Raw genomic sequence first — 12749 nt, forward strand, 5'->3', positions numbered from 1 at the left:
CATGGACCGCGGCCAGCTCGCCGACTTCCTCCGCACCCGTCGCGAGGCGCTGCAGCCCGAGGACGTGGGGCTGCCCCGGGGGCCGCGCCGGCGCACCGGCGGGCTGCGCCGCGAGGAGGTCGCGGCACTGTGCGGCATGTCGGCCGACTACTACAGCCGTATCGAGCAGCAGCGCGGCAGCCGCCCCTCGGAGCCGATGCTGGCCGCCATCGCCCGGGGCCTGCATCTGTCCCTGGACGAGCGCGACCATCTGTTCCGCCTGGCCGGGCACCCCCCGCCGGCCCGCGACCCACGCCTGGAGCACGTCGACGCCGGGCTCATGCGCGTGCTCGACCGGCTGCAGGACACCCCGGCGCAGGTCGTCACCAGCCTCGGCGAGACCCTGCTGCAGACCCCGCCGGCCGTCGCGCTGCTCGGCGACGAGACCGCCTACGCCGGCCCCGACCGCTCCATGTTCCACCGCTGGTTCACCCGGCCCGACACCCGCCGGCTCTACCCGCGCGAGGACCACGACATGCACAGCCGGGCCTTCACCGCCGACCTGCGGTCCCTCGCCGCCCGCCAGGGCCCGGCAGGCCGAGCCGCCACCCTCGCCCGGGGGCTTCTCGACGTCAGCCCCGAGTTCGCCCGGCTCTGGAGCGAGCACGAGATCACCGCCCGGCGCGGCCACCGCAAACGCATCCGGACCGCCGAGATGGGCGTGCTCGAGGTGGACTGCCAGATGCTGTACGACCTCGAACAGGACCAGGCCCTGCTGATCTTCACCGCCACGCCCGGCAGCGACAGCTACGACAAGCTCCAGCTGCTCTCGGTGATCGGCGCTCAGAAACTTCCCTCGACCCCGTAGCCGGTCGCCACGTCGCCACGTCGCCCGTGCGAAGAACGCGGGCCATGTGAACCACACCCCACCTGCGAAGACGCAAGGAATCCGAAGTGACCCACAGCCCGCGGCCGGCCTTCTCCGCAGCACCCGAGGGTGCCCCCGGGACCATGCCGGAGATAGTCCTGGCCCGTTCCGTCGCGCCCAGCGACAACAGCACCAGCGTCGTGCTCCCCGCTGCCGCCGGGCCGCAGATCCGCACCGGCGCCGTCGGCGTCACCACGCACGCCGACATCGTCTACGCGACCCGCGAGGACGCCGACGGCCAGGACCTGCCGCTGCGCCTGGACCTCCTGGTGCCGCAGACACCGGGGCCCAAGCCGCTGGTGGTCTACCTGCCGGGCGGCGGCTTCGTCCTCGCGAGGAAGGAGGCGGCACCCGAACGCCGGACCTACGTCGCCGAAGCCGGATACGCGGTCGCGAGCGCCGAATACCGCACCGTGCTCAACGGCGCGACGTACCGCGACGCCGTCGCTGACGCGAAGTCCGCGATCCGCTTCCTGCGCGCCCACGGGGCGCGGTACGGCCTCGACACCTCGAAGGTCGCGGTCTGGGGCGAGTCGGCCGGCGGATACCTGGCCTCCCTGGTCGGCACCACCCGAGCGGTCGCCGGGTTCGAGACGCCGAACACCCCCGGACCGCCAGACACCCCCGGATTCAGCGGCGATGTCCAGGCCGTGATCAACCAGTTCGGCCTCAGCGACCTGCTGAAGTTCGTCGCCGACTTCGACCCCGAGGCGCGACAGGCGCTCCTACGGCCCGGCACCCCCGCGGCGGCGTTCGTCTTCGGCCCGGCCACGGGCCTGTCGCTGGCGGACGATTCTGAGGCCGTCGCCGCCGCCGACCCCACCAGGTACGTCACCGCCCGGACACCCCCGTTCCTGCACTTCCACGGCAGCGCCGACAACGTGGTTCCCCCCAGCCAGTCCCTGCTGCTCCACACCGCCCTGCTCGAACACGGTGTGGAGAGCACCCGCTACGTGCTGACCGGCGCCAGGCACGGCGATCTCTCGGCCATGCTCGGCGACCCCGAGGCCGCACTTCCCTGGTCCACCGAGGAAGTCCTCGGCCACATCACCGGCTTCCTCGCCAAGCACCTCGGCTCCTGACCGCGAACGGCCGTCACGGCCGTCACGGTGGCGACAACGACGCCGTAGCCGTGGTGGCCGTCAGCCCCGGAGTTGTTCGTAGGCCGGGAGCGTCAGGAAGTCCTCGTAGGTCTCGTCCAGTGCCACCGTCAGCAGCAGGTCGTGGGCCTGCTGCCACTTGCCCGCCGTGAAGGACTCCTCGCCGATCTCCGCGCGGATCGCGGCCAGTTCCTCCGCCGCGATCTTGCGGGCCAGGTCGGCGGTGGCCGTCTCGCCGTTCTCGAAGACCACCCCCGCGTTGATCCACTGCCAGATCTGGGAGCGGGAGATCTCCGCCGTCGCCGCGTCCTCCATCAGGTTGAAGATGGCGACCGCGCCGAGGCCGCGCAGCCACGCCTCGATGTAGCGGATGCCGACCTGGACCGCGCCGATCAGGCCCTGGTAGGTGGGCCTGGCGTCGAGGGAGTCGATCGCAATCAGTTCGGGCGCCGTCACCGAGACGTCCTCGCGGAGGCGGTCCTTCTGGTTCGGGCGCTCGCCCAGGACGGCGTCGAAGGACGCCATCGCGATCGGGACCAGGTCGGGGTGGGCGACCCAGGAGCCGTCGAAGCCGTCCGCCGCCTCGCGGTCCTTGTCGTCCTTGACCTTGGCGAAGGCGACCTTGTTGACCTCGGGGTCGCGCCGGGAGGGGATGAAGGCCGCCATGCCGCCGATGGCATGCGCGCCGCGCTTGTGGCAGGTGCGGACGAGGAGTTCGGTGTACGCGCGCATGAACGGGGCCGTCATCGTCACCGCGTTGCGGTCCGGCAGGACGAACTTGGGGCCGCCGTCCCGGAAGTTCTTGACGATCGAGAAGAGATAGTCCCAGCGGCCGGCGTTCAACCCGGAGGCGTGGTCGCGGAGTTCGTACAGGATCTCGTCCATCTCGTACGCCGCGGTGATCGTCTCGATCAGTACGGTCGCGCGGACGGTGCCCTGCGGGATGCCCACGTACTCCTGGGCGAAGACGAACACGTCGTTCCAGAGCCGCGCTTCCAGGTACGACTCGGTCTTCGGCAGATAGAAGTACGGGCCCTTGCCCAGCTCGACGAGCCGCTCGGCGTTGTGGAAGAAGTACAGTCCGAAGTCGACCAGCGCGCCGGGGACCACGCGTCCCTCGGCCTGGAGGTGGCGCTCGTCCAGATGCCAGCCGCGCGGGCGCATGACGACCGTCGCGAGTTCGTCGGCGTCCTTGAGGGCGTACGACTTGCCGGACGCCGGGTCGGTGAAGTCGACCTTCCGCGCGTAGGCGTCCATCAGGTTGAGCTGGCCGGTGATGACGTTCTCCCAGGTGGGAGCCGAGGCGTCCTCGAAGTCCGCGAGCCAGATCTTCGCGCCGGAGTTGAGCGCGTTGATCGTCATCTTCCGGTCGGTGGGTCCGGTGATCTCCACCCGGCGGTCGTTCAACGCGGCCGGGGACGGCGCGACGCGCCAGGAGTCGTCCTCGCGTACGGCCGCGGTCTCGGGCAGGAAGTCCAGCGTCGACGTACGGGCGATCTCCGCGCGGCGCTCGCCCCTGCGGGCCAGGAGTTCGTCACGCCGGGGGGTGAACCTCCGGTGCAGTTCGGCCACGAAGGCGAGAGCCGCGTGGTCGAGAACCTCGTCCTGCCGGGGCAGGGTGTCGGCATCGACGACGGCCAGTGGGGACGGCGCTGGTGCGGACATGAGCTGTCACTCCTTCGACGGGCGGCGGCCCTCGGCGACCGCCGGGTCAGGTGGGAGGCACTGGGTGCCGGGACGCCGGGGTGTGGTCGCGGGCGCCTTCCGGGGGGTCGGGCGCTTCTGGCCTGTGGATAGTAGTTTCCTCATTGTGGAAGTTCAATGGTTTGTTGATGTCGAGATTCTCTGGCACGACAGACCGTGGCGCTCAGTGCCACCGTCCTTACTCAAGGTGCGACAGATCCTCCTCCGTGTCGATGTCGTACGCCTCCGCGACATCCCCGCACTCCACGAGCACGATGTCGCGCGCGTGGGACCTCAGATAGCCGCGTGCCCCCTGATCGCCCGTCGCATCCGCCGCGATCCCGGCCCAGTGGTCCGCGCCGAACAGCACCGGATGCCCGCGCTCGCCTCCGTAGGAGGCCGCGGCGAGTGTGCCGGGGGAGCGGTACGCGGCCCGTACCCGTGCCACGGCCGCCGGGCCGATTCCCGGCTGGTCCACCAGCATCACCAGCGCGGCGGAGTGGGTGGAGGCCGCCGCCAGCGAGGCCAGGCCCGCGCGTAGTGACGAGCCCATGCCGCCGGTCCACTCCGGGTTGTCGACCAGTACGCAGCCCGGCAGTACGGCGCGGGCCCGTACCTCGGCGGCGGCGGCGCCGAGCACCACATGCACCCGCTCGCAGCCGCCGTCGCGCAGCGACCGCGCGGCGTGCTCCACCAGCGGGCGCCCCCGGTACGGCAGCAGCGCCTTCGGCCGCCCGCCCAGCCGCCGCCCGCCGCCCGCCGCGAGCAGCAGCCCGACGACCGGCGACTCTCCGTGATCGTTGTCATTCATGGGTTCTGCATACCTCACCCGGGCCCACAAGCGCCCTTTTGCGCCACAGCGCCCGGCGCTGTCGGACGGTGCGTCAGATCGTTGCGCGGCCCCCACCTGGCGATACGTCGGACGAACAAGTTGAATATTGTCCATCCGGTGGCGCATGGCCGCCCGTGTGGCGTTTACTGTCCCGCGTCTCACGGCGCCGGGCGTGTTTCAAGGGAGGCGCCGGAGGGGCGAGCACCATGCCGAAGGCACATGCACCATGGCGTGCGAGGGGGAAGAACTTTGTTGCGGAGCGTGGGGCATACGCGAGTGACAGAGCGGGGCGAGGATCCAAGACTGACCGGGCTGCGATTCGCCGTAGCGCGTCTCAGGCGGGAACTCGCCGTGTATCCGAGTGAGTTCAGAGACAGAGGGATCGCGGAGGAAGAACTCGCCGCGATGGCCGCGATGGTGGCGGGAGGCGATCCGGAGATTCTGCGGATGCGTCGCTCGCTGCTGCTGATCGTCGGCTCGATCGGCTCGGTGAGCGCGTTGGCGCCCACCTTGATGGATGTCAGGAAGGCGGTCGACCTCTTCGGAGAATTAGCGCACTGATCAGGGCACTGAGAGGCACCAGGGGGTGTCTTGTCGATCAGGCCGGATCAGGGAGCGGGGTCTGGTGCCGTGGATCGCAAGGCGGAGGAGGGAGGCATGGCGGAGCCATGCCGACCGACGACAACGCGGCGAGGCGCGGTGCCAGGGACCGCGAGCCCGGCAAGATCGACAAGACACCCCCTAGGGGGCGCTGCCGCTCACCCGGTCTTTCAGGTATCGGGTATCGGTTGCGAGGTGCCTGAGCGCCGTACGTTCCAGGGGATTGGGGCGTACGGCGCTCGTGTCTCGGGCCTCATGTTTCGAATGGCCGAGCGGTCGGGACTTACGACTGCTGTTGCGCCGCCGCGGCCGTGCTCGCCAGCGCCTCGGACAGCTCCCGCGCCACTTCCTGCAGTATCGGCACGATCCTCTCGGTGGCCGTCTCCGTGACCCGACCGGCCGGCCCCGAGATCGAAATCGCCGCCGGCGTGGGGGAGTTGGGCACCGGGACCGCCAGGCAGCGGACCCCCATCTCCTGCTCGTTGTCGTCCACCGCGTAACCGGTCCCGCGCACCACGTCGAGCGCCGCGAGGAAGCCGTCCGGCGTCGTGATCGTCTTCTCCGTGGCCGCCGGCATGCCCGTACGCGCGAGCAGCGCCCGTACCTCGTCGGCCGGCGTGTGCGCGAGGAGCGCCTTGCCCACGCCCGTGGAGTGGGGGAGCACCCGCCTGCCGACCTCGGTGAACATCCGCATCGAGTGCTTGGACGGCACCTGTGCCACGTACACGATCTCGTCGCCGTCGAGCAGCGCCATGTTCGCCGTCTCGCCGGTCTCCTCGACCAGCCGCGCCAGATACGGCCGCGCCCAGGTGCCGAGCAGCCGCGACGCGGACTCGCCGAGCCGGATGAGGCGCGGGCCGAGCGCGTACCGGCGGTTCGACTGCTGTCGTACGTATCCGCAGGCGACGAGCGTGCGCATCAGCCGGTGGATGGTCGGCAGGGGCAGACCGCTGCTGGCCGAGAGCTCGCTCAGGCCGACCTCGCCGCCCGCGTCCGCCATCCGCTCCAACAGGTCGAAGGCGCGTTCGAGGGACTGGACGCCGCCGCTCGCGGATGCGGGCTTGGCGGCGTCGGTGGCGCTGGCACTGGCGGCGCTGGACGTCGGCACAACAACGGTCCTTTCGGGGCGTCGGAACGGGCTGGGCGAGTCAGCAGTTTACCGGGCGGTCCGACGGGCCACCGGTCCGCGGGCCGGTCGGCCGCGCCACGTATTCGCCGGTCAGGGGGTGTCTGTCCGGGTGTCGGCCGTCACCCGGCGTGATCGGTCCGTACGGTTGGTGATGGCGTGGGCTTCTGGTTGGCGAAAGTTGAGTTTCGCTCTGTGGAAATACTTCAGTGTAGTGCAGCGGGCGCGTTCCGGGCGGAGCGGCCTTGACGGACCCCGGTCCGGCATGAAGACTCCTTCAACAGTTCGTTGAATTCGATGATGCGTTCGCGTGGACAGTTCCGCGTGGACAGTGTGGACAGTACGGACGTACGGACGTACGGAAGTGAGGGTGGCCGGTGACCGACCTGGACCGGAACGTGGACCTGGTGCTGCGCTCGACGCGCGTCGTGACCCCCGAGGGCACCCGCCCCGCGTCGGTCGCCGTCGCCGGCGGCACGATCGCGGCCGTGCTCCCGTACGAGCGGGGGTACGGCTCCGAACTGCCCCCCGGCGCCCGACTGGAGGACGTCGGCGACGATGTCGTCCTCCCCGGCCTCGTCGACACCCATGTGCATGTGAACGACCCCGGCCGCGCCGAGTGGGAGGGCTTCTGGACCGCCACCCGCGCGGCGGCGTCCGGCGGCATCACCACCCTCGTCGACATGCCGCTCAACTCCCTCCCGCCGACCACCACGACGGCCCACCTCCGGATCAAACGGGAGGTCGCCGGCCCCAAGGCGCACATCGACGTCGGGTTCTGGGGCGGCGCGCTCCCCGACAACGTGGAAGACCTCAAGTCCCTGCACGACGCCGGGGTGTTCGGCTTCAAGGCGTTCCTGTCGCCGTCCGGTGTCGAGGAGTTCCCCGAACTGGACGCCGCGCAGCTCGACCGATCGCTCGCCGAGATCGCCGGCTTCGGCGGGCTGCTCATCGTGCACGCCGAGGACCCGCGCGAACTGGCCGCGGCGCCGCAGCGCGCCGGCGCGAAGTACGCCGACTTCCTCGCCTCCCGGCCCCGTGACGCCGAGAACGCCGCGATAGCGGGCCTGATCGCGGCGGCCCGCCGGCTGGACGCCCGCGTCCACGTCCTGCATCTGTCGTCGGCCGACGCCCTCCCGCTGATCGCCGCGGCCAAGCGGGAGGGCGTGCGGCTGACCGTCGAGTCCTGCCCGCACTTCCTCACCCTCACGGCCGAGGAAGTCCCGGACGGCGCGACGGAGTTCAAGTGCTGTCCGCCCATCCGCGAGGCCGCGAACCAGGACGCCCTCTGGCAGGGGCTCGCCGACGGCACGATCGACTGCGTCGTCTCCGACCACTCGCCCTCCACCACCGACCTCAAGACCTCCGACTTCGCGACCGCGTGGGGCGGCATCTCCTCCCTCCAGCTCGGTCTGCCCGCCATCTGGACCGAGGCCCGCCGGCGCGGTCACTCACTGGACGACGTGGCCCGCTGGATGTCGACGGCCCCCGCCGCGCTGGCCGGGCTCGACAGGAAGGGCGCCGTCGAGGCGGGCCGCGACGCCGACTTCGCGGTCCTCGCGCCCGACGAATCGTTCACCGTCGATCCCGCCGCGCTCCAGCACCGCAACCGCGTCACCGCGTACGCGGGCAGGACGCTGTACGGCGTCGTCAGGTCGACCTGGCTGCGCGGCCGGCGGATCGTCGCCGACGGAGTCATCGCCGAGCCCTCGGGCCGACTGCTCGAAAGGAACAACTGACCGTGGCCACCAGCCCCTTGCCCACGCCCCCGGTTCCCCCCGTCGTGCCCTGCTTCACGGGTGACGCCAGGCCGTACGGCGGCGGTGACCCGTACGCCGACCACCGCTCCGCCGACCTCGCCTTCACCCATCTCGTCGACCTGGCCGACCGCAGGCTCGGCGCCGGTGTCATCGCCGCCAACGACGAGTTCTTCGCCGAGCGCGAGAACCTGCTGAAGCCGGGCCCCGCCGAGTTCGACCCGGAGCACTTCGGACACAAGGGCAAGATCATGGACGGCTGGGAGACCCGCCGCAGGCGCGGCGCCTCCGCCGCCCGGCCGCACCCCACCGACGAGGACCACGACTGGGCCCTCGTACGGCTCGGCGCCCCCGGCGTCGTGCGCGGCATCGTGGTCGACACCGCCCACTTCCGGGGCAACTATCCGCAGGCCGTGTCCGTCGAGGCGACGTCCGTGCCCGGCTCCCCGTCCCCCGAGGACCTGCTCGCCGACGGTGTCACGTGGACAACCCTCGTACCCCGTACGCCCGTTGGCGGGCACGCGGCCAACGGCTTCACCGTCGACGCCGAGCGGCGCTTCACCCATCTTCGGCTCAACCAGCATCCCGACGGCGGCATCGCGCGTCTACGGGTGTACGGCGACGTCGTGCCCGACCCGGAGTGGCTGGCCGCGCTCGGTACGTTCGACCTCGTCGCCCTGGAGAACGGCGGCCGGGTCGAGGACGCCTCCGACCGCTTCTACTCACCCGCCACCAACACCATTCAGCCGGGCCGCTCGCGTCAGATGGACGACGGCTGGGAGACGCGCCGGCGCCGCGACAAGGGCAACGACTGGATCCGCTACGAGCTGGCCGAGCGGTCCGAGATCCGCGCCGTCGAGATCGACACGGCGTATCTGAAGGGCAACTCGGCGGGCTGGGCGGCACTTTCCGTACGCGACGGGGCGCCGGGAGCGGGCGACGGGGACTGGACCGAGGTCCTGCCCCGCACCCGCCTCCAGCCCGACACCAACCACCGCTTCGTCCTCGACCGCCCCGTGACCGCCCGTCAGGTCCGGATCGACATCTTCCCGGACGGCGGCATCTCCCGACTGCGCCTCTTCGGCTCGCTCACCGAGGAGGGGGCGGCCCGACTGGCCCTACGCCATCGGGAGTTGGGTGGCTGACGGGGGGCGCGGTCCTACGCCGCGTGCCCGCCGTCCACCGCGAACTCGGCGCCCGTGACGTACGCCGCCTCGTCACTCGCCAGGAACGCCACCATCGACGCGACCTCGTCGGCGGACCCGTACCGGCCGAGCGCCGTCATCGCGCTCTGACCCGCCGCGTACGGGCCGTCGGCCGGGTTCATGTCCGTGTCGGTCGGACCCGGGTGGACGATGTTCGCGGTGATCCCCCGCTCGCCCAACTCCCTTGCCAGCGCCTTCGTCAGGCCGATCAGCGCGGACTTGCTCGTCGCGTAGAGCGTGCCGCCGGGGCCGGGTACCCGCTGGGTCATGCAACTGCCGACGGTGACGATCCGGCCGCCGCGCACGAGCTTCGTGGCCGCGGCCTGCGTGGTGAGGAAGACGCCCTGGACATTCACGGCCAGCAGCCGGCCGACATCGGCCGCCGGGAAGGAGTCCAGGGGGCCGAGCAGCCCGATGCCGACGTTGTTCACGAGGACGTCGAGCCGTCCGCCGAGACCGCCGACGGCCCGCTCCACCACGCCCACGGCCTCGGCCGGGTCCGCCGAGTCGGCCCGCAGCGCGAGCCCGCGCCGACCGGTCGCCTCGATCTTCCGTACGACCTCCCGGGCGGCGGCCTCGTCCGCGACGTACGTGATGGCGACATCCACTCCTTCCTGGGCGAGCCGCAGGGCGACGGCGGCCCCGATACCCCGGCTGCCACCGGTGACCAGCGCGGTCCGGCCGGCGGGCGCGGCGGGCGCGGCGGGCGCGGAACTGGATACAGACACAGACATGTGGTGCGTCCTTCGATCGGTCGCCCGCGAACGGCGGGCGACGAATGGGTGCTGCGGATGACCTCGATCAAACCCGCCGCCCGCGCGCGCCACCGGCGGGAATCGGACGCGGACGGGCGCGGACGGGCGCCGCCGGCCGGCCACGCGCACCCGGCGGGCTCGCACGCCGCCGTATCGCCGACGCCACAGGCGTACGTGGCGTGGTCACGGCCCCGCTCCGTCCGCGCGGCGCGGGAGCGTCCGGGCCCGTCGAGTGCCCGCGAAGCGCGTCGTCCGACCGCACGGGGGATCGTGTCGCGTCCACCACGTGCGACCACAGGACGGAGCACCGCTCTCGCGTCGCCTTGCGACTTCCAGTCGCTGCCGCGGCGAGTCGGCGCCAACTGCCCCGCTTCGTCCTACGCTCCCGAGTCGAACGCCCCGCCCCAGGCGGTCCGGTGGGTTTTCGGGGGCTGGGCCCGGGGCGCCGCGGTGACATCGGCCGCTGCCGCGGCGGGAGGTGCCCCTGCGTCGTCGGAGCCGGCCAAAGTACGGGGCCGGGCCGCCGGCAAGGCCGGTCCTCCGCCTCGCGAGGCACCCGCGGCCGGCCCCCGGGCCGATCCCCGAAGCTCCGCCGGACAGGACCTAAGTCGGTGACCCCGCGACTTTGGTAGCCGTCGCCGTTCACCGGGCAGCGTGCCGCGTCCCACCTGCATAGATTGGTCGTATGACGCGTACGGAGTACCCCTGGCTGCTGCCTTCGGCCATGGCGGGGCCCGCCGGGCCCGATTCCGCCGGGAAGCGGGGCGGGCGGCGGCAGCGGCGGACCGTGCGGGACTGGGTCGTGGACCTGATCGTCTTCTTCTTCGCCGTCTTCGTCGGCATGCTCGCGCTGGACACGGCCGAGCAGGCGGGCAACAGTGAACCGCTCATCATGGCCGACCTGCTGATCGGCCTCGCGGCCTGCTGCGCGCTCTGGGTGCGGCGGCGCTGGCCGGTGGGGCTGGCCCTCTGTCTCGTCGTGGTGGAGGTCGTCGCGCCGACGGCGGTCGGGGCCGCCCTGGTGGCGCTGTTCAGCCTGGCCATCCACCGGCCGTTCAAGCCCGTGGCCTACGTCGCGGTCCTCGGCCTGATCGGCATGACCGGCCAGGCGTATCTGCGCCCCGACCCGACCATCTCCCATCTCTTCGCCGTCATCCTCGGAGCGCTCCTCATCCTGCTCGCCCTCGCCTGGGGCATGCTCGTACGGGCCCGCCGGCAACTCGTCGTCGCACTGCGCGAACGCGCCGTACGCGCCGAGAACGAGGCCGCGCTCCGGGCCGAGCAGGCCCAGCGGCTGGCCCGCGAGGCCATCGCCCGCGAGATGCACGACGTGCTGGCGCACCGGCTGACGCTGCTCAGCGTCCACGCGGGCGCGCTGGAGTTCAGACCCGACGCGCCGCCTCCCGAGGTGGCCAGAGCCGCGAGTGTGATCCGCGACAGCGCCCACGAGGCGCTGCAGGACCTGCGCATGATCATCGGCGTGCTGCGCGCGCCCGGCGACGACGGCGAGCGACCGCAGCCCACCCTCGTCACCCTCGACGCCCTGGTCGCCGAGTCCCGCGAGGCCGGGATGAAGGTCACCCTCGACAGCGGCGTCGACGACCCGGAGGCCGTACCGTCCGCCACCGGCCGTACCGCCTACCGCATCGCCCAGGAGGGCCTGACCAATGCGCGCAAGCACGCACCCGGCACCGGCACCACCGTCCTGGTGAGCGGCGGCCCGGGGGACGGACTCACCGTCGAGGTACGCAACGAGGCACCGCTCGGCCCGGTCCCGGCCGTGCCCGGATCCGGCCAGGGGCTGATCGGACTGACCGAACGCGCCACCCTCGCCGGTGGCCGGTTCGAGCACGGCCCGACGGGCGACGGCGGATTCGCCGTCAAGGCCTGGCTACCGTGGTCCCCATGACCACGACGCCCATCCGGCTGCTCATCGTCGACGACGACCCCCTCGTACGCGCCGGACTGACCTTCATGATGGGCGGTGCGGACGGCGTCGAGATCGTGGGGGAGGCGTCCGATGGCTCCGAGGTCGAGACGCTCGTCCGCGAACGCACGCCCGACGTCGTGCTCATGGACATCCGGATGCCCGTCATGGACGGCCTCACCGCCACCGAACTGCTGCGGGCGCGCGCCGGAGCGCCCGAAGTCCTCGTCCTGACCACGTTCCACGCCGACGAGCAGGTGCTGCGGGCGCTGCGCGCGGGCGCCGCCGGGTTCGTCCTGAAGGACACGCCCCCGGCCGAGATCGTCGCGGCGGTACGGCAGGTGGCGGCGGGCGAGCCCGTGCTCTCCCCGGCCGTCACCCGCCAGCTGATGCACCATGTCGCGGGGGCGCCGACCGGTGCGCGCAAGGACACGGCGACCGACCGGCTGACCCGGCTCGGGGAGCGCGAGCGGGAGGTGGCGCTCGCCGTGGGACGCGGCAACTCCAACGCGGAGATCGCGGCGGAACTGTTCATGAGCGTCCCCACGGTCAAGGCGCACGTGTCCCGCATCCTGGCCAAGCTCGACCTCAACAACCGTGTACAGATCGCCCTGTTGGTCCACGACGCGGACCTGGTGCCGGACGGCGACTAGGGCCTGTCTTCAAAGTCCCGCCTGGCCCGCGGCGCCTGGCACGGCACGTCGCCGCGTTGTCGGAGTCGGCCAAGTACGCCCGGTACGAGGCCGATCCTCCGCCTTGCGATGCACCGCACCAGACGCCGCGGGCCCCGCCCTGCGGGCGGACGGCGCTACTTTGAAGACCGGCCCGAGGGCTGTGGCTGGGGAGCGTTGGCCGGG

11 protein-coding genes are annotated in these 12749 nt (G+C 72.0%); 7 read left to right on the forward strand and 4 right to left on the reverse strand.

Annotation, left to right across the window (positions count from 1 at the left end; genetic code table 11):
- The first annotated feature begins 1 nt into the window (after position 1).
- Positions 2 to 847: a helix-turn-helix transcriptional regulator gene (locus ACFT9I_RS04925; protein ID WP_382560788.1), complete on the forward strand. Its 846-nt coding sequence runs from the start codon at positions 2 to 4 to the stop codon at positions 845 to 847.
- An 86-nt stretch (positions 848 to 933) separates the two neighbouring features.
- Positions 934 to 1989, forward strand: a complete 1056-nt coding sequence (locus ACFT9I_RS04930; protein ID WP_382560791.1) for a prolyl oligopeptidase family serine peptidase — start codon at positions 934 to 936, stop codon at positions 1987 to 1989.
- Positions 1990 to 2049: 60 nt separating this feature from the next.
- Here the strand turns inward: ACFT9I_RS04930 and aceB are convergent, their stop codons facing one another.
- Positions 2050 to 3672, reverse strand: coding sequence for a malate synthase A (gene aceB / locus ACFT9I_RS04935; RefSeq protein WP_382560793.1), 1623 nt, complete (start codon positions 3670 to 3672; stop codon positions 2050 to 2052).
- Positions 3673 to 3889: 217 nt separating this feature from the next.
- On the reverse strand, positions 3890 to 4501 hold the full coding sequence (locus ACFT9I_RS04940; RefSeq protein ID WP_382560796.1) for an NTP transferase domain-containing protein: 612 nt from the start codon (positions 4499 to 4501) through the stop codon (positions 3890 to 3892).
- 270 nt (positions 4502 to 4771) lie between these two features.
- Here ACFT9I_RS04940 and ACFT9I_RS04945 point away from each other — a divergent pair, with 270 nt between their 5' ends.
- Positions 4772 to 5083: a DUF5955 family protein gene (locus ACFT9I_RS04945; protein WP_382560799.1), complete on the forward strand. Its 312-nt coding sequence runs from the start codon at positions 4772 to 4774 to the stop codon at positions 5081 to 5083.
- Between the two features lie 322 nt (positions 5084 to 5405).
- Here the strand turns inward: ACFT9I_RS04945 and ACFT9I_RS04950 are convergent, their stop codons facing one another.
- A complete protein-coding gene (locus ACFT9I_RS04950; RefSeq protein WP_382560801.1) occupies positions 5406 to 6230 on the reverse strand; it encodes an IclR family transcriptional regulator in 825 nt (274 codons plus the stop codon).
- 404 nt (positions 6231 to 6634) lie between these two features.
- Here ACFT9I_RS04950 and allB point away from each other — a divergent pair, with 404 nt between their 5' ends.
- Both allB and alc read left to right on the forward strand, forming a co-directional pair.
- Positions 6635 to 7987 (forward strand): allantoinase AllB, encoded by a 1353-nt coding sequence (allB, locus tag ACFT9I_RS04955; RefSeq protein ID WP_382560838.1) that lies wholly within the window; start codon positions 6635 to 6637, stop codon positions 7985 to 7987.
- Positions 7988 to 8031: 44 nt separating this feature from the next.
- On the forward strand, positions 8032 to 9150 hold the full coding sequence (gene alc, locus ACFT9I_RS04960; protein WP_382560841.1) for an allantoicase: 1119 nt from the start codon (positions 8032 to 8034) through the stop codon (positions 9148 to 9150).
- A 14-nt stretch (positions 9151 to 9164) separates the two neighbouring features.
- On the opposite strand, the gene ACFT9I_RS04965 is transcribed toward alc, so the two are convergent.
- Complete coding sequence (locus ACFT9I_RS04965) at positions 9165 to 9944, reverse strand: SDR family NAD(P)-dependent oxidoreductase (protein ID WP_382560804.1); 780 nt, start codon at positions 9942 to 9944, stop codon at positions 9165 to 9167.
- Between the two features lie 706 nt (positions 9945 to 10650).
- Here ACFT9I_RS04965 and ACFT9I_RS04970 point away from each other — a divergent pair.
- Together ACFT9I_RS04970 and ACFT9I_RS04975 are read left to right on the forward strand one after the other, a co-directional pair.
- The gene (locus ACFT9I_RS04970) at positions 10651 to 11874 is read left to right on the forward strand and encodes a sensor histidine kinase (RefSeq protein ID WP_382560806.1); all 1224 of its coding nucleotides are present in this window, start codon (positions 10651 to 10653) and stop codon (positions 11872 to 11874) included.
- Positions 11871 to 12545, forward strand: coding sequence for a response regulator (locus ACFT9I_RS04975; protein ID WP_382560809.1), 675 nt, complete (start codon positions 11871 to 11873; stop codon positions 12543 to 12545). Before ACFT9I_RS04970 ends, ACFT9I_RS04975 begins: the two co-directional genes overlap by 4 nt.
- Positions 12546 to 12749: the final 204 nt, after the last annotated feature.

It is taken from the genome of Streptomyces sp. NPDC057137, assembly GCF_042670825.1.
Classification (GTDB): Bacteria; Actinomycetota; Actinomycetes; order Streptomycetales; family Streptomycetaceae; genus Streptomyces.

Excerpts from the sequence above, each read along its gene's own strand:
- ACFT9I_RS04975 (WP_382560809.1), top strand. The coding sequence starts at position 11,871 with ATGACCACGACGCCCATCCGGCTGCTCATCGTCGACGACGACCCCCTC.
- ACFT9I_RS04940 (WP_382560796.1), bottom strand. The coding sequence starts at position 4,501 with ATGAATGACAACGATCACGGAGAGTCGCCGGTCGTCGGGCTGCTGCTC.
- aceB (WP_382560793.1), bottom strand. The coding sequence starts at position 3,672 with ATGTCCGCACCAGCGCCGTCCCCACTGGCCGTCGTCGATGCCGACACC.
- ACFT9I_RS04925 (WP_382560788.1), top strand. The coding sequence starts at position 2 with ATGGACCGCGGCCAGCTCGCCGACTTCCTCCGCACCCGTCGCGAGGCG.
- ACFT9I_RS04970 (WP_382560806.1), top strand. The coding sequence starts at position 10,651 with ATGACGCGTACGGAGTACCCCTGGCTGCTGCCTTCGGCCATGGCGGGG.
- ACFT9I_RS04965 (WP_382560804.1), bottom strand. The coding sequence starts at position 9,944 with ATGTCTGTGTCTGTATCCAGTTCCGCGCCCGCCGCGCCCGCCGCGCCC.